Origin of the sequence: Macrococcus capreoli (assembly GCF_025628935.1) — a bacterium.
Taxonomy (GTDB): domain Bacteria; phylum Bacillota; class Bacilli; order Staphylococcales; family Staphylococcaceae; genus Macrococcoides; species Macrococcoides capreoli.
This window is the reverse complement of sequence record NZ_JAOTIS010000008.1, coordinates 43,881-66,007: the sequence shown is the minus strand read 5'-3', so window position 1 is coordinate 66,007 and position 22,127 is coordinate 43,881. Positions and strand designations below refer to the sequence as shown.

Below are 22,127 nucleotides of genomic sequence, written 5' to 3'. Positions count from 1 at the left end.
AACCTGAATTACCTATATTGATTATTTATCATTTAAGTATTGATAACTTTTATTTTTCACCAAATATACTAATGAAAAAATTGTAAAAAATAATGAAATATTTGTTAAGAAAAATATCTCAAATAGAGAATGAACTAATAAGGAACAATATGCAACTAATATAGCAATCATTTCATTAGAATAGTCTCTTATCTTTCTTGAAAAAAAGAAAAAAATTGGAAAGAACAATATCATAATAAATATTGGGCCTACAATAAATCCTAAATCTCTGAAAGACCTTATTATTATATTATGAGGATCTCCTATCCAAACTAAACCGCTACCAAAGGGATGCTGAAGAAACTTGCTCCATGCTTCTTCACCCAATACGTCTCTGGCATGCATAGAAGTTGCCTTAAGTCCAAATCCTAAATGAAAAAGAAATTGCTTACCAATTGCAGTATTTTGAATTGCAAAATACAGTAGAACAATTGCAATAATCATGTAGAAATATGTCTTTATGTTATTACTAGATTTATTTATTATTGAAATAACAACAAAAATACTTAAGCAGATAAATAAAGATAAAAACCCTGCTCTAGACATTGAAAATACAACACCTATAATTCCTATAACCACAAAAAATGACCAAAATTTATGTCTTGAAATCAATTCATACAATACAAGAAAAACAAAATAAAAAGATATGGCATTAGAGTTCCCAACAAATGTAGTTGCATTCTCTTTTGCTAAATAGAAAGATAAGCCAGCACTCATAAAAATGGGTAGCATATTAATTATTAATTGTATTGCAATTGAAGAGACAAATATACGAACTGCCCAACGAAAAAAATATTTATTGTTATTGTTCAATACTACAGAACAAATTAAATATATTATCCCTAGAAATATTACTAAGGAACCTTGTAAAGATGTTAACTGTTCATCTGAAAAAAATGAAATAAACATTGAGTAGACTAATATTATTACTAAACCCAACGCTAATAAATTTTCTGAGGTAGAAAATTTATTAGTAAAAATATTAGGTAATAGTAAAATTAAAACAAGTAATGTTATCGCAAAAATATCTATCCAATAGATACTCATTGATGCACCCAATATTGTAATTTGAGTAAAAGCACCTAATGACATTGCAAAAAACATTATTAATCCATATATAAATAAAAATTTATTTGTTTTCGTCAATACTCTCAATCCAATCTACATTATCTTTATACCATTGAATAGTTTGAGTAATACCATTATCAAAATTATACTTTGGCTTCCAGCCTAAGTTTTCTAATTTAGTTGGATCAATCGCATATCTTTTATCGTGACCTTTTCTATCTTCAACAAACTCAATTAAATCTTCTGATTTATTTAAAGCAGATAGAATAGTTTTTACCACTTCAATATTTGTGCGTTCGTTGTGACCACCAACATTATAAACTTCTCCAATAGTACCTTCGTGTAATACTAAATCAATAGCACTACAATGGTCACTTACATGCAACCAATCTCTAACGTTCAAACCATTCCCATAAACAGGGATTTTCTCATCGTTATTTGCTCTCTTAATTGTTAACGGGATTAATTTTTCAGGGAAATGATATGGACCATAATTATTTGAACATCTCGTTATATTAATAGGCATATTGTAAGTTTCATGATATGCACGTACTAATAAATCTGAACTAGCTTTACTTGCACTATAAGGAGAATTTGGATTTAAAGGTGTTTGTTCAGTGAAGAAAGTAGATTTATCAAATGGTAATTCACCATAAACTTCATCGGTTGAAACATGCACAAATTTTGTAACATTATTTTTAAGTGCTGCATCTAATAATACTTGTGTACCTAAAACATTTGTTTTAATAAAGATTGAAGGATCTTCAATTGATCTGTCAACATGGCTTTCTGCAGCAAAATGAACAACGTAATCAAATTTTTCTTCATCAAATAAATCAAAAATCGTTTTTGAATCAGCGATATCTGCATGTACAAAGTTATATCTTTCATCATTTTCAACATCTTTATGTTTCGTTAACTCACCTGCATAAGTAAGTTTGTCTAAATTATAAATTTTATAATCTTCGTATTTATCTAACATATAGTGAACAAAATTCCCACCAATGAAACCTGCTCCACCTGTTACTAAAACTTTCTTCATTATTTAACACCGTCCAATTCTTTTAAGTATCTTTCCAAACTCTCTTTCCAATGTGGTAAAGTTGTAAATCCGTTTTTTACTAGTTTATCTTTCGACATTCTAGAATTTAAAGGTCGTTTAGCTGCTGTTTTATACTCACTAGTAGATATTTTATTTACATTAATATCTATATTTTTTAGTTTGAATATTGTAGTAGCTAATTCATTCCAGCTACAATATCCTTCATTTGTCGCATGGTAAATTCCAAATCGATCACTTAGTGAAAATTCATAGATTAATTTTGATAAATCCGATGTAAACGTTGGAGAGCCGACCTGGTCATCTATTACTGATAAAGTATCCATTTTTTCACTTAACCTTAACATTGTTTTCACAAAGTTCTTTCCATTGATACCTATAACCCAAGAAATCCTTACGATAAAATATTTTTGTAATTCGCTTATTACAATATCTTCTGCCAAACTTTTCGATTTACCATATTCATTAATTGGATTTTTTTTATCAGTTTCAATGTATGGTAAGTCCTTTTCACCATCAAATACATAATCCGTACTAATATAAATCAATTTAGCATTATGCTTTTTCGCAATTTCTACTATATTTTTAGTTCCTTGAACGTTCACTTCGTAGTTAATGTCTTTATTACTTTCTGCATCATCTACAGCAGTATATGCAGCACAATGTATGATTACATCAAGATTAATATCTGTTAAATATTTATCCATTAGCTCGACATTAGTAATATCAAATTCTTTACTTGAAGGCGATAAAACTTTTGCACCTTTTTCAAGGAAATAATTTGTTACATCATAACCTAGTTGACCGTTTCCGCCTGTAATTAAAGCAATCATATTTGTTCACCGTAAATGAAATTATTATCCGTATCAATAATTGATTTCGCATTTTTATCTTTTTCCGATAAAATTACATTTTCATTTATAGGCCAATCAATATTAATATTTGAGTCATTCCAAATGATGCTTCGATCATTTTCAGGGCTGTAAACATTATCAACTTTGTATTGTACTTCAACATCTTCAGACAATGTTACAAAACCATGAGCAAATCCCCTAGGTATAAATAGCTGTTTTTTATTTTCTTCAGTTAATTCTACGCCTACCCATTCTAAATAAGTTGGACTGTTCTTTCTAATATCCACAGCAACATCAAAAATTTTACCTTTCGTACAACGTACTAATTTAGCTTGCGCAAATGGTGCTTTCTGAAAATGCAAGCCTCTTAAAGTACCAATTTCTTTAGAAAAAGAATGATTATCCTGGATAAAATCACAATTTATATCTTGATCGATAAATTTTTGATGATTATAAGTTTCCATAAACCACCCGCGGTCATCACCAAAAACTTTAGGAACTATGACTTTTACTTCTTTTAATTTTGTTGAAATTATGTCCATTTGATTTCCTCCTAGTATTTAATGTCTCCGTTGGCTACTTTTAATAAATATTGACCGTAATTTGTTTTTTTCATTGTATTTGCTTGCTCAATTAATTTATCTTTTGAAAGCCAACCATTAATATAAGCGATTTCTTCTGGAGATGAAATTTTTATATCTTGATGTTCCTCTACTGTTTTTACAAAGTTAGTTGCAGATACTAAAGATTCATGAGTACCAGTATCTAGCCAAGTGAATCCTCTTCCTAATAAACTTACTTTTAAATTACCTTGATTTAAATACATTTCATTTAACGTTGTAATTTCTAACTCACCACGTTCTGAAGGTTGAACTTTTTTTGCAAATTCTACAACATTATTATCATAAATATATAATCCAGTTACAGCATAATTTGATTTTGGCTGATCGGGTTTTTCCTCAATACTAATAACATTCTCATTCTCATCAAATTCAACAACGCCAAACCGATTTGGATCTTTTACATGATAAGCAAAGACAGTACCACCTTGATTATTGGCCACAGAATCTAACAATATTTTTCTTAACCCAGAACCATAATAAATATTGTCTCCTAATATCATCGTCACTGAATCATTACCAATGAATTCTTCGCCTAATATGAATGCTTGCGCTAAACCATCTGGAGAAGGTTGTTCTTTGTATTCAAGTTTGATTCCAAATCTTGAACCATCTCCAAGTAATTCTTTAAACCTCGGTAAATCTGATGGCGTTGAAATAATTAATATTTCATTAATGCCAGCCAACATTAAAGTTGAAAGTGGATAATAAATCATCGGTTTGTCATAAATTGGTAATAACTGTTTGCTCGTAACCATTGTGAGTGGGTATAGCCTTGTTCCTGATCCACCTGCTAATATTATACCTTTCATGCAAAAAATCCTCCTAATTAATGACTTATTTTTGAGATTAAATAGTTAAATGATTCAATATTTTTCTTTCTATTTAAAATAACAAAAAAACTCCAAATTATTAAGTAAAACAAGAATGCTTTAAAAGTAGTAAATTTAAGTGCAGTAATAATAAAGCATATTGCAAGTATTCCTTCTTTCACATTATCTATCATGATTGATTTATTTAAGAATTGTGAAGTAATATATTCACCTATAAATGTTCTAATAAACAGTATTAATGTAATAGCCATTACAAAAACTTCAACTGGTGATTTAAAGAATAATAAAATCGCTGTAATCATAAAACTAATCAATAATGAAATTGTATTGATATACAATAACTTTCTTTCTTGTCTTATATTTTTTAAGAACGTATTAATAAGTAAAATATTTTTTGATTCAAATAATAAAATCGGAAATAATATACCCGCATAAGCTAAACTATCACTATACTTTTGCAAATGAAAACTTAAAAAATAGGTTAATGGGAAATATAAAATTAATGATAAAGATACAAAAATCATTAAGACATTTCTTAGGCTCAAATAAAATTTTTCCATTTCATGCTGATCCATTCGTCTCATTAACGGAAAAAGTACAATACCAATTGCAGTTATAAAAATCATTAAAAAATTAGCTAATGAAAGTGTAAGTGAAACCTTACCAAACGTCTTTACTCCATTGTTATACTCTATAGCAAATCTAACGATTCCTATGATTAACATGCTCGCAATATTTGCAAACATTAAATTAATACCCATGGCAATGTAATTTTTAAAATCACTAATATTAAGCAAATTATTTTTTTGGCTATTTACTATTATATCTTTGCATATATATAGAACAAATAATAAAGAAAATCCTTTACTTATCAAATCTGCATAGACAAAATTACTAATTGTTTTTGGAAAAAAGAATATAACACTAAGAATTAAGACAATATATAAAATTCTCTCAAGCATAACTGAAGTTGAATATTGCTTAATTCTACTAGTAGATTGCAATAAGAACTGAAAATACATTTTTATATTGACTAATATCATACTAATCAGCGTCATATTTATTAAATAATATTTAATGTTATCGTGAATAGTAAATAAAGTTATTATTGAAATTAATACTGCAATTGTAATTTGCAATATAACTAATTGAATAAATTGTTGTTTTAAGTGTGCCTTATTAAGTTCTTCATAATTTGCTCCACCATACTTTAAATAGATTCCATCAATGTGCCCAAAATGCATGAACCCAACATATGAAGTATAAAATAAATAGAGCTGCCAGTATCCATATTGTTCAATTGATACAAATTTTGGTACAACTAATACAACGATAATCGATATTATAATGGATATTAAATTAGCTGAAATCACTGAAATGATGTCACTGAGTGTTTTGTTATTTTTCATTTTTGTTACTTCTACTCTTAATATATTTAATATAGAAATACTTCTCTATCGTTCCTAACTTAAAAATAATATTAAATATTTTAAGCTGTAACGGACTTATATTTAAAGCTTTTGTTAAATATATTGTGGCACTATCATGCATAAATCTAGCTTTTTTAAGATAAGAACCATAATTTTTAGCAACACTTATACCTTCAAAATGTACTATTTTTTCAGGTAATAACACTGCGTTTTTGAATCCTAAATTATTTATCTTTTTAAAAAGTAAATTTTCTTCATGATATAAAAATGTAGACTCATCAAAATTTTTTATTTCTTTTAATACGTCATTTCGTATCATAAAGAAACAACCTGACAATACTTCAACATCTTTATGTCCTTGTAATACTGTTGGTTTTTTATAAAACATATATTCAGGGTTAAGTGTATTGTATATTTTGTTGAGTACTAAACTTGAACTAAACATAATATCTAAGTATGATGGTTGTTTCCATGCATAGTTTTTAACAATATCATCATTTAAGTTTCGAATGAGTCCTGTTACACTTGCATATTCGCTATTATTATCCAAGAACTTTGTCATTTCATTGATTGATTCATCGCTAACTATAATATCAGGGTTTGAAATAATAATATTTTCAGCAGTATATTTCGAGTTTACATAATTGATGCCAAAATTATTCCCTTTTGCGTATCCTTCATTTTTAGGATTATAAATCACATCGATTTTTTCAGATGCATATCCTTTTAATTTTTCAAAACTTAAATCAGGTGAAGCGTTATCAACAACAATCATTTTATCAATAGATTTGTAATTAATTATTTGCTCAATATATTTTTGAGTCGTTTCAAAATCATTATAATTAAGAATAATAATAATATTTTTCAATTAAATCCCTCATTATCTACCAATTCTATAATATTTAGAATTATTTGGTACCGTATCAACATCTAATATATTTCTTCCGTCATAAATCTCATATTGTTTATTTGGGTTAAAATTCAATTGCTTAAATTCATCCCATTCTGTAACAATAAAAATAACATTTACAGTTTCCAATAACTCCTTTGCACTTGATAATACTGTTACCTTATTTCCAAGTCTTTCTTGAGCCAATTCACCAGAAACTGGGTCATATGCATATACCTTTTTCCCCATACGATTTAACTTCTCAATGATTGAAAGTGATGCAGCCTCTCTCAAATCATCAGTATTCGGTTTAAATGATAATCCTAGTAATCCAATTGGTTCATCTTTATATTGAGTAAACTTCTCATACTTCTCAACTAATGATAATTTTTGTCTTTCATTTCTTGTAATAACGCTGTCTATAATGACTGGTTCGAAATCAAGTTGCTTTGATAAGTGCGACAGAGCTTTTGTATCTTTAGGGAAGCAAGAGCCTCCGTAGCCAATTCCGGCATTTAAAAACTTGCCACCAATACGACTGTCAAGACCCATCCCTTTAGAAACATCTTGAACATCCGCTCCTACTCGTTCACAGATGTTTGCTATTTCATTTATAAAACTTATTTTAGTAGCAAGAAAAGCATTACTTGCGTATTTAATCATTTCAGCAGATTCCCTAGTTGTCTTAAAGATTTCAATTCCAAATGGTTTATTTATTTCTTCAATGATATTAATTGCTAAGTCAGATTCTCCGCCTATAACAATTCGATCACCATTAAATGCGTCATAAAATGCTGTGCCTTCTCTTAAAAATTCAGGATTTGAGATGACTTCAACATTGAATGGTTGCTCAGATAACATATTTTGAATTTTGCTATTTGTACCAATTGGTACAGTACTTTTTACAACAACAATTTTATCTTCATTAATATGTTGCTTTAATTCATCAACAACATTATAAATGTATGTTAAATTTGCTGAACCATCTTCATTCTCTGGTGTACCAACTGCAATATAAATGACTTCACTTTTTTCAACAGCGTCTTTATACTCTGTTGTAAATGATAATCGATTTTCTTTAATATTTTTTGACAAATATTCTTCTAGTCCTGGCTCATAAATTGGTGTTTTTCCTTGCTTTAAAACTTCTATTTTATTACTATCTACATCTAAACAAGTCACTTTGTTACCAATTTCTGCGAGTGATACGCCAGTAATTAAACCAACATATCCTGTACCTATAACTAATACTTCTTTCATAGTTGTTGCTCCTTATTTAAGTATGATTTTTTATAATAGTTAAATCCTCTTGTATAAATGATTAATTTTGATAAAGTTGTTAAATCTCCTTTATTTTTAAAACTTTTTAGCATCACAATTAAGCCCATGATATAACCAAACTTTAAATTAAAAGATGAGAATAACGCGCCTTTATCAAAAAAGAACTTATCATTATATCCTTTAAACCATGTAGATTCCCTTACATCATTTATTGTGGCAATGGTTTCATTGCATGCAACAATATTGAGGTGATTTTTTAAACAATCAATAATAAATTTTGAATCTTCTCCCGATCCAAATTTTGTACCGCCACCAAATAATTCTGAAAATTTAATTTCACCCTTTATTATTGCTTCTTTTTTGAAAGTAATATTTACAGCTCCATATTTCAAAGCATTTTTATAATTTACTTGATGCACTTCTTTTATTTTATCCGGATCATCGTTTCTTTTAACATTAAATAAAATCAAATCAGCATATGGATATTTTTCATATGCTGATTTAATGATTTCTAAATAATTATCTAGAAATACTTCGTCGTCATCTGCTAGCACACATATTTCAGCATTACTATTTTTTAATGCCTCATTTCTAGATTTTCCTATACCACGATTAGTATTAGTATATATTGTTATATTTGATTTTTTTGTATCTATATTTTTTACATCATTATAATCATCTTGATTAATGACTATAACTTCACCTGATAAGTTTTGTTTTATCAAATTATCTTCATTTAAATATAATGCGGAAATTAATGTATTAATTTTCATATCGATATCCACAATTCATCAAATATTTTTCAATTGCATCTTTATATTTTTCATCTTGAAGAGCAAATTCTAAAGTAGTTAATATAAAGCCTGTTACTTCTCCAACGTCATACCTTTTTCCATCAAAATTATAAGCCAATACTTTTTGCACTTTATTTAACTCTTCAATTGAGTCAGTAAGCTGAATTTCTTGACCCGCACCTACTTTTTGCTCTGATAGAAATTTAAATAGTTCAGGGTTAAAGATATATCTACCCATAATAGCTAAATTTGAAGGGGGATTTGATTTTGGTTTTTCAACGAACTTTTTCACTTCATATGTGTTGCCATTTTTATTATAAAAATCTACTATCCCATAACGCTTTGTTTCTTCTAATGGTACTTCTTGTACCCCAACAACAGATTGCCCTGTTTGGTCATATACATCCATTAATTGTTTAAGACACGGTGTTTCAGACTTTACAATATCATCACCCAATAATACTGCAAATGGCTCATTGCCAATAAACTTTCTTGCACTCCACACTGCATGACCTAATCCTAATGGTTCTTTTTGACGAATATAGTGTATATTAACACTAGAAGATTGCTTAACTTTGTCTAGAATCTCTAGTTTATTGCTTTTTTTCAAGTGATGTTCTAACTCGAAATTATTATCAAAGTGATCTTCAATCGCTCTTTTTCCTTTACCAGTCACAATAATAATATCTTCTATACCAGAATTTATTGCTTCTTCAACAATATACTCAATAGTAGGTTTATCTATTATAGGTAACATCTCTTTTGGCATCGCTTTAGTAGCCGGTAAAAATCTTGTACCTAATCCTGCTGCAGGGATGATCGCTTTTTTTATTTTAGACATTTAAATAACTCCCATCGTTTATTTAGAATCAAATTGATTACCTAATCTAACAATTTCAAGTAATTTTTCTTTTAACTTACTGTCATCATATAAAACTTTGTTATCCTCTGATATTATGTCTTCTAATAATTTAAAAACGTATTCAGGTGAATGTGTTGAAACTTTTCCTACATAAATTTTTTCAAAAATTTGTTCTTCATGAATCTCATCTTCATTTAATAATTCTTCAAATAATTTTTCCCCTGGTCTTACTCCAGTAAAATCAATTCCAATTTCCTCTTCATCAAACCCACTTAAACGAATCATATTTCTCGCTAAGTCCACAATCTTAACGGGTTCTCCCATATCCAAAACGAATACTTCACCACCATTAGCTAAAGTACCAGCTTGAATAACAAGTCGTGAAGCTTCTGGAATAGTCATGAAATATCTTGTCATTTCAGGGTGAGTTACTGTAACTGGTCCACCCTCTTCAATCTGTTTCTTAAATTTAGGAATTACTGAACCTCGTGATCCTAAAACATTCCCAAACCTTACAGCGACTAATCTTGTTTCGTTAGATGTTTTATCTAATGATTGTATAATCATTTCAGCAATTCTTTTTGTTGCACCCATTACATTTGGTGGGTTTACCGCTTTATCAGTAGATACCAATACGAATCGTTTAACTTTTGCATTTATTGAAGCTTCTGCAGTATTTTTAGTTCCAATAATATTATTCTTAACTGCTTCAGCCGGATTGTACTCCATAAGCGGTACATGTTTATGAGCGGCAGCATGATAAACCACATCTGGACTATATTTTGCCATGACTTTGAACATTCTATCTCTATCCTGTACATCTGCAATAATTGGGATTAGTTCTACACTACCTAACAATCTACTTTTTAATTCTTCATGAATTAAATAAATAGAATTTTCACCGTGTCCAAGTAATATCAGTTTTTTAGGTTTAAATTTTATGACTTGTCTACAAATTTCAGAACCAATTGATCCTCCAGCACCAGTAACTAAAATAGTTTGAGCTTCAATAACATCTTTAATACCATCATCGTCTAAATGTATCGGTTCTCTTCCTAACAAATCTTCAACTTCAACCTTTTTTAATTGGGAAACTTCTAACTTTCCTGCCATTACATCATCTATATTTGGCATGATCATTACAGTAGCACCCGTTTTAATCGCGTCATCATATATTTGACGTAATTTATTTTTGTTTAAACTAGGAATTGCAATTACAATTTTTTTAATCCCATATTTTTTCACATTATTTTCAATTTCTTTAGTTGTTCCTACTACTTTTACACCATCAGAAATTTCAATTCTTTGTTTATTAACATCATCATCAATTGCAACTATAGGTTTCATTCCCATTGATGGTGTATCTACCATCTGATGGATAAGTAAATTTCCACCCTTACCTGCACCTACTATCATTGTTGGCGTTAATTTATAATCTCTTTTAAGAATATAAGTTCTTAATACACGCCAACTAATTCTTGATCCACCAATTAATATTAAATGCATCATCCAAGTTACAAACATTAATCGTAAAAACACTTCACCATTTAGTAATAATGTTATAATCAATGTAGTTATAATACTAGCAGTAACACCTTTAACTATTGCAACCATTTCTTTAATACTTGCGTATTCCCATGCTCGATGATAAAGATTAAAAATATATGCAAACACGTGATGACTAATCAATAAAGTAATTGAGGAAGTAATTAATAACTTTGATTGATAAGTACTAAAAAATGGTTGTAAGATTGAATAACAAAAGAAAATTGAAATAGATACTATAATAGAATCTAGTATTAATAACAAAAACGTTCTATTTTTTGCTGACATCAACTACACTTCCAAACTATTCGTTATTTTTTTCACCATAATAATTGTAATAGTAATAATCATCTTTATCGCTATTTTTAACGTTATTTAAAATAATCCCTAAAATATTTGCGTTAGCTTTAACTAAAATATCTTTCGTTTTTATTAAATGATTTCTATTATTATTTGCAACATTTGTAACTAGGATTGTCCCATCAGTGATTTGTGAGAGAATTGCAGCATCTGTAACTGCTAGTACTGGAGGAGTATCAATAATAATCACGTCATAGTTTACTAATAGTTCTTTAATAATCTGTTCCATATTATTTGATCCAAGTAATTCACTAGGATTTGGAGGAATTGGACCGGATGTAATAATATCTAAGTTTTCAATTTCAGTTTTTTTAATCGCTTGAATATATTCTGCTTGTTTTGTTATTAAGCTTGATAACCCAATAACATTGTTTGTTTCAAAAGTATAGTGCACTGTCGGTTTACGTAAATCTCCATCAATTAATAATACTTTTTTGTCAGCTTGTGCATATGTAATAGCAATATTCGCTGCAGAAGTTGATTTACCTGCTGATGGTGCAGCAGATGTTACAACAATCGTTCTAATTGTTTTATCAACAGTTGAGAAATCAATATTAGAACGGATCATTCGATATTGTTCACTAATTGTAGACTTCGGATATTCATGCGTAATTAATAATCTTTTTTTATTTTGTTTATCAACTTTTGATTTTTTTCTAAACATTTGAGACTCCCTCTAAACTAATTTTTTAATGATTTTTCATCAAAATGTGGTATCGAACCGATAACAGGAATATTTAAGACGTTTTGTACATCTTCATCATTTTGAATTCTCTTATCAAATACTTCTTTTAAGAATCCAATTAATATCGCTAATATAGCACCTGCAAAAAGTCCAATAATAATATTAAGAATAGGTTGTGGTTTTACTGGCAAAGCTTTATCATTTTTGATTGCCTTATTTAAAACAGTTACATTATCAACTTTCATAATTTTATTAATTTTATTTTTAAATACTTGAGTAATTTCATTTGCAATTTTTACAGCTTTCTCGTTTGAAGTCTCACTAACAGTTAGTGTAATTACTTTAGATTGCGTTGTATTTGTAACTGCGACTTTACCTATTAAATTATCTTTTAATTTAAGATTTTCTTTAACCTCATCTAAAATTACTGGTGACTTAATAATCTCGCTATACGTATTGATTAATTGAAGATCCGTTTGGTTTGCCTGAAACTCCATTTGCGAAGGTCCTTCACTCTTATTCACTAAGATTTGCGTTGAAGCAGTATAAATCGGTGTAATTAAGAAGAAACTAATTAAAGCTGCGATAATTGCACCTAAAACAGCCAGTCCAATAATAGACATCAAATTCTTCTTCAGTAAAATAAAAATCTTCTCTAAATCTAAAACCTCTTCCATAACTTCCTCCTAGGACTAATAATAATATTAGATTATTTTTTTAATCTACTCAGATTAATTATATCATAAAATATTTTCTCAACTTAGAAAAATTCCAAAATTCTATACTAATTAAGCATATTTTTGACAGATTAATTGTTTACAATAATTCTACTTAATAAACACTATTTAGTATATGCTTGTAACACTAATGTCTAAAAATTTACAATATATTTACAAAAAAATAGCCCATGCAATATAAATGCATGAGCTAACTATTTTACTTAATCTTACTCTTCAACAGAATTTTCTTGATTCCTTCCATCATCTGCGAGTTACTCAGCTTCCCTTTCACCCCAACCTTATTCGTCGCTATAACAATCGTATAATCCTTATTAAACAAACACAACAAATCCTGCGCGTACAAATACCCACGCGTTCTATAGTACCCACGCTTCACATGCATGCCGTATCGATATCTCTGCTTAATCTCCGTATAGTTCAACATTTTAAGCGTCGTCGCGCGATCAAACACATGATACGTCTTAAACGCATTCACTACTTTCGCGTAATCACTCGGTGACATATACAAATCACCAGCACCATAAAATGCACTCGGTTGCGTCGCTTCAACCTTATTCAACTTTCCATTCTTAAATTGCATCCCTTCAGCGAAATGCGATTGTAACACCGTATTTTTAGACGTCCCTGTATGCTCCAAATGATACGGCTTCACAATCATATTCTCTAAATTCGTCTCATACGGTACATGCGTTACAACTTCCAATATTTTCGCAAGCGTAATATAATTCGCATCATTATATTTATATATTCCTATTTTACTTGCGTCCAATCCTACTTGATTAATTTGCGCAATCGATTGTTCCAGTGAATTCACAGTCGGTGCCGGTTCATAAGGCTTCAACCCTGATTTATGTAACAATAAATCCATCACCGTCGCTTGTTTATTCGGAAACGCAGGTATATAATTCACAACTAAATCATTTAATGATATCTTATGCTGTTTCTCTAACTTTTTAATCATCAACGCTGTAATAAACTTATTCGCTGATCCTACTAAATACATCGTATCATTGTCATTTCTTATTTTCCCGTCAATATTTTGAAACCCATATGCATTTTTATATTCTTTACCTTTGTAATTGATATAGATTGTACCGCTATACTGATTATCAACAATCAGACGATTAATTCTTTCCGATATATTCTTCGGCAATTCACTTTCCATTTGTTTACGTGCTGATTTATAATCTTTAAACCACATATCTCTTATATTAATATGCGCACACCCACTTAACATTACCGTAAAGATGAGTAGTACGTATATTAATTTTTTGATTTTGAATTTCTTATTTAATTTCATCATTCTCTTCACTTCTTAATTTTATTATTTTTAATACATTGAACATGTATGATTATATGCATTTTTCACAATGATTGCTATTGTTTTGATAAAGAAATTATGTTCATGTTGATATGTATACAAATAGCAAATACCGAACAAAGATAATTTTAACGTTGTAACGTGTTATCAATCCCTTTGTTCGGTATTTTATTAATGTTTCAGCTTGTAATCATTGAAATAGCTGACTATGGTAATTTTTTTTAGTATGTTAATTACTTACTCAATTAATTACTCGCTACGTTAATTACTTACTACGATATTTCCAGTATTTCTTTTGAATTGATCCTAGTTTAGAATTTGCTAAATTATTGTATTTCGTACGAATACGTTTTAAATCTTTTCTTAGTCGGCGATTCTCTTTCACTAACTTATCTACATTAATATCAACTTTATTATATTGTTTCTGCACTTGATTAATTGAGAAACCTGTCTTCGATTTCGCTTGTGTCTTCGGTTTAGCCGCTTCCACTTGCTGTAATATATCAAGCAGTTGTGTCGTATCACTCGCCTCATCACTCAATGTAAAGACTGCTTTCTCACCAACGACTTTCACATCGACAATGCTGTAATGTGCGATAATATCTTTTATCGAATTCATATATTGCTGCGTTAAATACACCGCTGCTTTATTGTCTGTCTTATCGATATACACTGGCTTTTGTCTGCTCACTTGTGATATTAAATTAAATTCCTGTTCTACCTCAAATGGTAGGAACGGTAATAATCGGTTGAATGTCGCTGTAAACGAGTAGTGTGTCGCTACATCATACACATGTTTCGCCGTTGCTTCATATTGTTCAGGATTTAATATCACTTGTTCCATCACTTGATAAAATTCTGCATTGTTATTCGCAAAGTAAGGATAATCATGACCAAATATTCTTTCATGCATCGGTGTACGGTTTAATACTGGCGGCACACCTAAACTACAATATTCAAGTAACTTCGTTGATAACTCTAACGAATCATTTAAATCATCATGGCGATACGTTAACCCGACATCACATGCATTGATTAAATTCAATGTATCCTGGCGTGCTAATCCACCGACCCAGTAAACGTTCTTACTGTTCTCAATTAAATAGCGCGCATACGGTACAAACTGTTCATATTTCGGCGATTGTTTAAACTGGTCACCGGCAATATACAATTTCGCATCGGGATACAATTCAGTGATTTCTCTAAACTGCGCAATCATATCGATAATGTTCCATTCATAGGCAAACTTACCTGTATAGCAGAATGTATCGTATTTATCTTTCTTCACAAACAACGCTTCAAATGATTCCTGTTGATTCGGAATCATCGGATTTAAGTCGATAATTCGGTCTTGCTGAATGGATGTCTGACTTAATATATGTTGTTTCATTTCTTCAGTCTGACATAACAAATAACCTTGGTTACTTGTTATCTGTGTAAGTAACGCTATCAGCTGTTCATCAAGTTGTTGCGTACTTACCGTCACGCCCGTAATATACGCAAATAATTTATGTGCAATTTGTGGCTGTTGTTGTAACAAGTATTCTACAACTTCTAATGAACGAATAAAGATGGCTTCATAGTGCTCCATTTGATCAATTACATGAATTAATTCCCCATATTGTGGTTTCGTTAATTTATTGTGCTTTAAATATTCAAACTGGCTAAATCGTTCATCCGAGAATGGATCAATAATTTTCACATTGTTTAGTCGTTCAATATCCCCTAACACGATATCGCGTTCATTCGGTACAGCGAGTAACACTTCAATTTGTGCCTGTGGGTGCATCGCAAGCACTTGTGTTAAACTCGACATAAAGATTGCAGAGCCATCCAGTACGTTCGTATTAATAAATCCTGATACTAATATTTTTTTCGTCATTAATAAGCACTCTCCTCATTGAGAATATGCGTTTCATAAAAACTCGTAAAGCTCTCACTCGTATCATTTTTGATACTGATTTTAATTTTAAATGGCTCTTTAAATAATAGCTGATTAATTTTTATAGAGTTTTTATATTTCGTATGTTTTCGATATAACACTTTTTCTTTTTCATTGATAACTTCAAATAAAAATTGCGGTTTATTCCCCACAGCAATCGCTACGATTTCAAGTGTGTCGTCGATTTGATTAATTACCGTTTTATTAACATATACGTTTTGATGATTGCGTTCATCAATGATGAGACGTTGTGTCATCTTCATCATATCTAACATTTGTGATTCTAACTCAAGATATCGTTCTTTCCAGTTAATATGATCAGTCATTTAAAATCACCTTCAATTCTTTTTCAATTACGACAGATTCACTCGCGATATCACGAATCGATTGCGCAGCCTGTGCTGAAATCTTATTGAATAACACGTCATTAAAGTACAGACGTTCAATTTGATATGCAAGGGAAGCTGGAGATTCTTTATCCGCCAGTAAGCCAGTTTCATTATGCGTTACAAACTCCGGAATCGCAGTAACGTTTGACGAAACAACAACAAGTCCACTACTCATTGCTTCACACATTGAAACGCCTTGTGAGTCTAAACGCGTCGGACATAAAAAGACATCAAATTGTTTATGAATTTTTGCGATATCTTTTTGTTCTAAGAATGTATTATGTAATTTCACGTTGTCATATTTAATGAATGAATCAGTAATAGTATTGTACAGCTTCCCTTCACCATATATATGAAATTCTAAATCATTAAAGAATGGTTTCTTTGATAATAGATGAATCGCATCGGCTGTCTGATCATTCGCATATTTATATGATGCAAACGGGCGGATTGATAATACTTTCAGTTTCCCTTTACGTTCTTTCTTCACATAGTTAAACACGTTAGAATCAACGATATTTGGAATGATTTCATAGTTCAGCGGTGAGAATTTCGCATCAACGTCTGCGATATGTGTCTTAAACCACTCAGATACGTGAATAAATGTAATATCATAGTTTGTTTCTTTATACAGTTGGTTCATAAATTCAAGTTGCGTCGGATAATAATCTTCTGCTTTATCAAGAATTTGTTTCAGTTCAGCAGCACTTGATAAGAAGTTAAACCATCTTCTGTGCCATGCTTCCGCTTCAAACCCATGAATCCAGATCACAAATTTCGGATTTTTAATCGTTTCAATGATTGGATAGTACATATGTGGATTAATGAAATGGATTAAGAACGTTTGATAAATGTGCTGATTGTCCAATAAAAATTGTTTGTAATGCAACTCATTACCGAAAGTGACGTTCACGCCATCATATTGATACACTTCAACTTCAGTTGCGTTCACATGCAAATAGAATACATCTACTGTTAATCCTTTTTGTTGGTAAGCTTTCACACGGCGGTGGATAAAGCCATTGCGGTATATCGCATCTTTCGATGGATACGCGTTACATACGACTAAAAATCTTTTATTCACAATAGTACCTCCAGCTTTTATTGTATAAATTGTAACCAGGTAGCAATCATCGTAATGATGCCGAATAGTGCAATAAAGATAAAGCTTAGTTGATTTTCATTTTTCTCCTGTACTTCATATATTGGTGTGTCAGGTGTTGCTCTTTGCTTTAAATGCATTTCTGATTTATATTGCATCTGTTCTTCTTTCGTCTTCTTCTTATACTGGTTAATGTGATGAATATAATGCTCAACGACGCGGTTACACTCTCCGTATTCACGCACTTCTCCGAAATGAATCCATAGCGCCTTATCACATAACTTTCTGATTTGGCCAGCTGAATGCGATACGAAGAAGATCGTCTTGTTATTACGTTGAAATTCTTTCATCTTGTCGATACATTTATTTGAGAATGTTTCATCTCCAACTGATAAAGCTTCATCGACAATTAACACATCAGGATCAGTATGAATGGCGATCGCAAATCCTAAACGTGAGCGCATCCCACTTGAATACGATTTAATCGGTTGTTTAATAAATTCCCCTAACTCTGAGAATGCAACGATGTCATCATATTTCGCATTAACTTCCTGTTCTGTCATCCCGTGCATTAAACATTTCATACGAATATTCTCTTCACCGGTAAATTCATTGTTCAATCCAGCTGATATAGCAATGAGTGAACTTCGTCCATCAATCTCAATTGAACCGGTCGTCGGTTGTGTGACTTCTGCTAACAAGTTAGATAATGTTGATTTCCCAGAACCATTTAAACCGATAATACCGACAGATTCTCCTGCTTTCACTTTAAACGATACATTGCGAAGTGCGTAGTAAGGTTTCGCATTGGCACGTAATCGGAATGAGAATAAATCTTTAAGTTTATCTGACTTTTTATGATTTAAATCATATACTTTACTGACATTTTCAACGATAACTTTATCCATGGACTGACGCCTCACTTGTAAAGTGTGTGAAATCCTGCCACACATGTTTTTCAGGCTGTTCAGCAATTGCCTGATAATATTGTTTTAATTTTTCTTTTTCGACTTCCCAGTTATATTGCAACTTCACTTGTTTACATTGTTCACTGTATTGATTTCTCAGTGCTGGATTGTCGATTAGTGTATTCGCTGCTTCAGCTATTGCATCAACGTTATGGCTATCGACTGCAATCCCAACATTTTGATCGACGACTTTTTTAATTTCAGGGAAGTTACAGCTGACTACCGGTACGTGTGCCATAATATATTCAAACAATTTATTTGAGCTAGCTGAATAATGGTTAAAGCAAATATTTTGTAACACCTGGAAGCCGAGATATGCACCTTTCGTATACGACGGTAAATCTTTAAAGTGCACTTTATCAATAAATTTAATTCGGCCTTTCTCCGTACTATTCGCTGCCATCGTTTTTAATGTTTTTTCTAATTTGCCGTTACCGATAAAGACAAGCGTTCCTTCTTTAATCTTCGGCATTGCTTCAATTAATAGTTCCAAACCACGACCTGCCTGTAAACCACCTTGATACAGTAATATCTTCTCATCTTGCGGTAAGTTCAGTAATGCATGTAATCCTGCACTCGGTTTATCGTCTATGTTATATAACTCTGAATAGTTATATAACGTCTTTGGATAGAAACCATAAATCTTTTCGTTATGTGCTGCACGTGTATGATTCTCTACAATCATTTCGTCAACAAACTTTAATAAACACTTTTCGATGACTTTAATTGTCTTCTCATTATAGCCAGTACGTGATGTTTGCACTTCATGTGAGTCGTACACTAACTTCTTAGGCTTTAATCTGAATTTCGAACATACTATCCCTTGTGGTAATGTATTTAAATCATTCGAGTGATAAATATCTGCATTGTCTTTATAACCTTTTATAATCATACGTAATATAATCATACTGTTTACGAAATATTTCGTGAGCTTGCCGAATTTAGCACCTAATAAAGCGACAAGTAATAAACTCGCTAAATAAATTAGTAGCATCCAGTTGTAAAAGAATAATCCAGCACCGATAACAGTCGTTACGGCACCCACGGTTATCGCAAAGTTACGTTTATCTTTTTGATAGCATTCAATAATAAATGGATAACGTTTCACTCGTGATACGTTGAAATGTGGATTGATTGTTTCGCTGCGTAATACTTTATCGTCTTTCGGATCATCAATCGCAATTAAATGTACATCGAAATCTTCACTTAACGTTGTACATTCTCTATTCACACGCGCATCATTCGTAAAATGATTCCATACAAACATCGTAATTTTTTTCATTGTTTCCTCCACTTTACGCTTCAATAAAGTTTATCAGTTTATGAATATTTTTCTCCCAGATAAAATCTCTATTTTTTATTTTAATCGTATTATTTCTATGCTCTTGATACAGTTGTCTATTATGCTTGTATTCTAGTATCGCGGTCATTAATTCATCCGTTGTAGCACTTTCACGGGCGTATCCAATCTGTTCTTCGTTAATTAATTGATTCGTATCGCCACCTAAATTCGTAACGATTAATACGTTTGAGCAAATCGCATCGATCACTTTGCCAGGCATGACGTTTAAGAAGACGTCTGTGTCTTTCAATATCGATAATGCGATATGGCTTTTCGCCATGAGTTGCAAGCATTCTTGACGCGGCATCGGATCAAATACGTTAACATATTTCAATTGTCTTTCTTTCACATACGCTTTAAATTGATTCGCATTCACGCCGTAAATTATCGCATTGAACGTAATTTGTGCTTCATTTAAACGCTCAGCAATTTCGATGAGCTGGTCAATATTTTGGGCTAAACCGACATTCCCGGAATAGACAACACTAAACGATGATGATTGTGCTGGCAGTTGATTCTCTTTACTATTGATCGCATTCGGTAAATACAACATCGGCTTATTTGCGCTTAACATCTGCTTAATATGCGGTATAAACGCCGTATTATTAACGACTATCTTGTCTGCATTGTTATACATCTGGCGTTCGAGTTGTACAAGCATAGGTAGTACGGGTTTAATATTCATCGTATCCAGCGCTACGACACTATCCGGCCATAAATCACGTATTTCTAGTATGCGCTGCGTATTTGTCTTTTGAAAAAATAAAGTCCCCCAGGCTGTAAAAATGTTTGGGCTTGAGACATATATGTAATCAAACAAGTGACTTGTTTTTCGTACGAAATAATGTACTTTTAACATAAACTCTGTGTAATGGTATATGCGTGATGTCATCGAATGTTTATGTTTTTCATGACGCATGCTAATACGTGTAATTTTTGTACCTTCCAGTGCATTGATCGTTTCATCATAGTAATATTTTTTATTTTTGTACATATTTCGATTGGGATATGACGGTTCTGTCGTAAAGACGTGGACATCATAACCATTCGCTTTTAAATGCAGAAATAGATTTTTCATGCGGTTCGCTGCTGAACCGATTTCCGGATAAAAATTTTGTGTGACGAGTAATATTTTCGGCATTGTCTACTCCTATAAATAATCTACTAATTTATTTCTAAATTTAAAATGAATATGAGCACCGAGCGTTAAAATAAATAACGTAACCGCCCAGAAATAAAAATGATCATATATATTACCGTACATATGCGTTGTTCCCCTAATGAAACTGAGTCGGTATATTCCTATTAAATAGCTGAATGGATTTAAATCTGAAATCTTTGTTAATAAATGATTGGCATGTTCAACTGTCCAGAAAATTGGCGTTAAGAAGAATGCCATACGCATCACGTTCTGTAATAAATTCTTTGTATCTCTTACTAAGATGACCATCGTACTCATCACAAGAGATATCCCGAAGATGAGCATATAGCTGCTAAAGATAAAATAAATAAAGAATAAATAATGCCATGCTGGGACGAGATGCATCCACAGTGAAATAATAAATAAAATGGACGTTGTAATGATTAAATTGATTAATGCGTTCGTAAATGAAATTGATAACAACGTACTTGACGGAAACTTCATCTTTGTGACTAAGCCAAGCTTAGACTGAATCGCGCTTGCACCGGCATTGATGGATTGTGAAATAAATAACCATGGGAATAATCCACTGATGAGCATGACGATATATAGAATACCGTCAATTTCATTATGCGTACCACGCAGTCCTAATCCGAAGACGACATAGTATAAACCGACTTGCATCATCGGTTGCAGGAAATTCCAGAAGACGCCTAAATAATGGTTCGTATATTCACTTTTAATGTTATAAATGGCTAATTTGTAGATTAATTCTACATGTGTTAACTGCTCTTCTATGAGTTTGAATAATGCTTTCATAATAAACTCCTAATACACTCGATTTTTATTGTAATTTAAAAAA

At 31.1% G+C, this 22,127-nt stretch carries 21 protein-coding genes; all 21 read right to left on the bottom strand.

The genetic code is table 11. From position 1 onward, the window contains the following. Window positions 1–21: 21 nt before the first annotated feature. Window positions 22–1,185: a hypothetical protein gene (locus OCL94_RS07365; protein WP_262996065.1), complete on the bottom strand. Its 1,164-nt coding sequence runs from the start codon at window positions 1,183–1,185 to the stop codon at window positions 22–24. Then, window positions 1,169–2,149 (bottom strand): dTDP-glucose 4,6-dehydratase, encoded by a 981-nt coding sequence (rfbB, locus tag OCL94_RS07360; protein ID WP_262996063.1) that lies wholly within the window; start codon window positions 2,147–2,149, stop codon window positions 1,169–1,171. Before rfbB ends, OCL94_RS07365 begins: the two co-directional genes overlap by 17 nt. Continuing rightward, window positions 2,149–3,000: a dTDP-4-dehydrorhamnose reductase gene (gene rfbD, locus OCL94_RS07355; protein ID WP_262996061.1), complete on the bottom strand. Its 852-nt coding sequence runs from the start codon at window positions 2,998–3,000 to the stop codon at window positions 2,149–2,151. Before rfbD ends, rfbB begins: the two co-directional genes overlap by 1 nt. Further along, window positions 2,997–3,563: a dTDP-4-dehydrorhamnose 3,5-epimerase gene (rfbC, locus tag OCL94_RS07350; RefSeq protein WP_262996059.1), complete on the bottom strand. Its 567-nt coding sequence runs from the start codon at window positions 3,561–3,563 to the stop codon at window positions 2,997–2,999. The genes rfbD and rfbC overlap by 4 nt, the downstream gene beginning before the upstream one ends. A gap of 11 nt (window positions 3,564–3,574) precedes the next feature. Further along, a complete protein-coding gene (rfbA, locus tag OCL94_RS07345; RefSeq protein ID WP_262996056.1) occupies window positions 3,575–4,453 on the bottom strand; it encodes a glucose-1-phosphate thymidylyltransferase RfbA in 879 nt (292 codons plus the stop codon). A gap of 17 nt (window positions 4,454–4,470) precedes the next feature. Continuing rightward, window positions 4,471–5,883 (bottom strand): MATE family efflux transporter, encoded by a 1,413-nt coding sequence (locus tag OCL94_RS07340; protein ID WP_262996054.1) that lies wholly within the window; start codon window positions 5,881–5,883, stop codon window positions 4,471–4,473. After that, window positions 5,873–6,772: a glycosyltransferase gene (locus tag OCL94_RS07335; RefSeq protein WP_262996052.1), complete on the bottom strand. Its 900-nt coding sequence runs from the start codon at window positions 6,770–6,772 to the stop codon at window positions 5,873–5,875. Before OCL94_RS07335 ends, OCL94_RS07340 begins: the two co-directional genes overlap by 11 nt. A 12-nt stretch (window positions 6,773–6,784) precedes the next feature. Continuing rightward, window positions 6,785–8,053, bottom strand: a complete 1,269-nt coding sequence (locus tag OCL94_RS07330) for a UDP-glucose dehydrogenase family protein (protein ID WP_262996051.1) — start codon at window positions 8,051–8,053, stop codon at window positions 6,785–6,787. Next, on the bottom strand, window positions 8,050–8,847 hold the full coding sequence (locus tag OCL94_RS07325; RefSeq protein ID WP_262996049.1) for a glycosyltransferase family 2 protein: 798 nt from the start codon (window positions 8,845–8,847) through the stop codon (window positions 8,050–8,052). The genes OCL94_RS07330 and OCL94_RS07325 overlap by 4 nt, the downstream gene beginning before the upstream one ends. Beyond that, window positions 8,837–9,709: a UTP--glucose-1-phosphate uridylyltransferase GalU gene (gene galU, locus OCL94_RS07320; protein ID WP_262996047.1), complete on the bottom strand. Its 873-nt coding sequence runs from the start codon at window positions 9,707–9,709 to the stop codon at window positions 8,837–8,839. The genes OCL94_RS07325 and galU overlap by 11 nt, the downstream gene beginning before the upstream one ends. Before the next feature lie 18 nt (window positions 9,710–9,727). After that, the gene (locus OCL94_RS07315) at window positions 9,728–11,563 is read right to left on the bottom strand and encodes a polysaccharide biosynthesis protein (protein WP_262996045.1); all 1,836 of its coding nucleotides are present in this window, start codon (window positions 11,561–11,563) and stop codon (window positions 9,728–9,730) included. Window positions 11,564–11,579: 16 nt separating this feature from the next. Continuing rightward, entirely contained in the window at window positions 11,580–12,299 is a 720-nt protein-coding gene (locus OCL94_RS07310) for a CpsD/CapB family tyrosine-protein kinase (RefSeq protein WP_262996043.1), read from the bottom strand. Between the two features lie 17 nt (window positions 12,300–12,316). Continuing rightward, window positions 12,317–12,997 carry a YveK family protein gene (locus tag OCL94_RS07305; protein WP_262996041.1) on the bottom strand — a complete coding sequence of 227 codons (681 nt, stop codon included), beginning with the start codon at window positions 12,995–12,997 and terminating at the stop codon, window positions 12,317–12,319. A gap of 259 nt (window positions 12,998–13,256) precedes the next feature. After that, window positions 13,257–14,363, bottom strand: a complete 1,107-nt coding sequence (locus OCL94_RS07300; RefSeq protein WP_262996039.1) for a serine hydrolase domain-containing protein — start codon at window positions 14,361–14,363, stop codon at window positions 13,257–13,259. 283 nt (window positions 14,364–14,646) lie between these two features. Next, the gene (locus OCL94_RS07295) at window positions 14,647–16,263 is read right to left on the bottom strand and encodes a glycosyltransferase (RefSeq protein ID WP_262996037.1); all 1,617 of its coding nucleotides are present in this window, start codon (window positions 16,261–16,263) and stop codon (window positions 14,647–14,649) included. Continuing rightward, entirely contained in the window at window positions 16,263–16,649 is a 387-nt protein-coding gene (locus OCL94_RS07290) for a hypothetical protein (RefSeq protein WP_262996035.1), read from the bottom strand. The genes OCL94_RS07295 and OCL94_RS07290 overlap by 1 nt, the downstream gene beginning before the upstream one ends. Continuing rightward, a complete protein-coding gene (locus OCL94_RS07285) occupies window positions 16,642–17,796 on the bottom strand; it encodes a glycosyltransferase family 4 protein (protein ID WP_262996033.1) in 1,155 nt (384 codons plus the stop codon). The genes OCL94_RS07290 and OCL94_RS07285 overlap by 8 nt, the downstream gene beginning before the upstream one ends. Window positions 17,797–17,813: 17 nt before the next feature. Then, window positions 17,814–18,722 (bottom strand): ABC transporter ATP-binding protein, encoded by a 909-nt coding sequence (locus OCL94_RS07280; protein WP_262996031.1) that lies wholly within the window; start codon window positions 18,720–18,722, stop codon window positions 17,814–17,816. Next, on the bottom strand, window positions 18,715–20,064 hold the full coding sequence (locus OCL94_RS07275; RefSeq protein ID WP_262996029.1) for a glycosyltransferase: 1,350 nt from the start codon (window positions 20,062–20,064) through the stop codon (window positions 18,715–18,717). The genes OCL94_RS07280 and OCL94_RS07275 overlap by 8 nt, the downstream gene beginning before the upstream one ends. Before the next feature lie 13 nt (window positions 20,065–20,077). Beyond that, a complete protein-coding gene (locus OCL94_RS07270) occupies window positions 20,078–21,265 on the bottom strand; it encodes a glycosyltransferase family 4 protein (RefSeq protein WP_262996027.1) in 1,188 nt (395 codons plus the stop codon). Window positions 21,266–21,274: 9 nt separating this feature from the next. Further along, window positions 21,275–22,084, bottom strand: coding sequence for an ABC transporter permease (locus tag OCL94_RS07265; protein ID WP_262996025.1), 810 nt, complete (start codon window positions 22,082–22,084; stop codon window positions 21,275–21,277). Window positions 22,085–22,127 lie beyond the last annotated feature (43 nt).

What these genes read in the sequence shown, in the direction of transcription:
- OCL94_RS07330 (WP_262996051.1), bottom strand. Translation starts at nt 8,053, where the DNA reads ATGAAAGAAGTATTAGTTATAGGTACAGGATATGTTGGTTTAATTACT.
- OCL94_RS07275 (WP_262996029.1), bottom strand. Translation starts at nt 20,064, where the DNA reads ATGAAAAAAATTACGATGTTTGTATGGAATCATTTTACGAATGATGCG.
- OCL94_RS07295 (WP_262996037.1), bottom strand. Translation starts at nt 16,263, where the DNA reads ATGACGAAAAAAATATTAGTATCAGGATTTATTAATACGAACGTACTG.
- OCL94_RS07300 (WP_262996039.1), bottom strand. Translation starts at nt 14,363, where the DNA reads ATGATGAAATTAAATAAGAAATTCAAAATCAAAAAATTAATATACGTA.
- OCL94_RS07315 (WP_262996045.1), bottom strand. Translation starts at nt 11,563, where the DNA reads ATGTCAGCAAAAAATAGAACGTTTTTGTTATTAATACTAGATTCTATT.
- rfbA (WP_262996056.1), bottom strand. Translation starts at nt 4,453, where the DNA reads ATGAAAGGTATAATATTAGCAGGTGGATCAGGAACAAGGCTATACCCA.
- OCL94_RS07290 (WP_262996035.1), bottom strand. Translation starts at nt 16,649, where the DNA reads ATGACTGATCATATTAACTGGAAAGAACGATATCTTGAGTTAGAATCA.
- rfbC (WP_262996059.1), bottom strand. Translation starts at nt 3,563, where the DNA reads ATGGACATAATTTCAACAAAATTAAAAGAAGTAAAAGTCATAGTTCCT.
- OCL94_RS07325 (WP_262996049.1), bottom strand. Translation starts at nt 8,847, where the DNA reads ATGAAAATTAATACATTAATTTCCGCATTATATTTAAATGAAGATAAT.
- OCL94_RS07270 (WP_262996027.1), bottom strand. Translation starts at nt 21,265, where the DNA reads ATGCCGAAAATATTACTCGTCACACAAAATTTTTATCCGGAAATCGGT.
- galU (WP_262996047.1), bottom strand. Translation starts at nt 9,709, where the DNA reads ATGTCTAAAATAAAAAAAGCGATCATCCCTGCAGCAGGATTAGGTACA.
- OCL94_RS07280 (WP_262996031.1), bottom strand. Translation starts at nt 18,722, where the DNA reads ATGGATAAAGTTATCGTTGAAAATGTCAGTAAAGTATATGATTTAAAT.
- rfbD (WP_262996061.1), bottom strand. Translation starts at nt 3,000, where the DNA reads ATGATTGCTTTAATTACAGGCGGAAACGGTCAACTAGGTTATGATGTA.
- OCL94_RS07305 (WP_262996041.1), bottom strand. Translation starts at nt 12,997, where the DNA reads ATGGAAGAGGTTTTAGATTTAGAGAAGATTTTTATTTTACTGAAGAAG.
- OCL94_RS07265 (WP_262996025.1), bottom strand. Translation starts at nt 22,084, where the DNA reads ATGAAAGCATTATTCAAACTCATAGAAGAGCAGTTAACACATGTAGAA.
- OCL94_RS07340 (WP_262996054.1), bottom strand. Translation starts at nt 5,883, where the DNA reads ATGAAAAATAACAAAACACTCAGTGACATCATTTCAGTGATTTCAGCT.
- rfbB (WP_262996063.1), bottom strand. Translation starts at nt 2,149, where the DNA reads ATGAAGAAAGTTTTAGTAACAGGTGGAGCAGGTTTCATTGGTGGGAAT.
- OCL94_RS07310 (WP_262996043.1), bottom strand. Translation starts at nt 12,299, where the DNA reads ATGTTTAGAAAAAAATCAAAAGTTGATAAACAAAATAAAAAAAGATTA.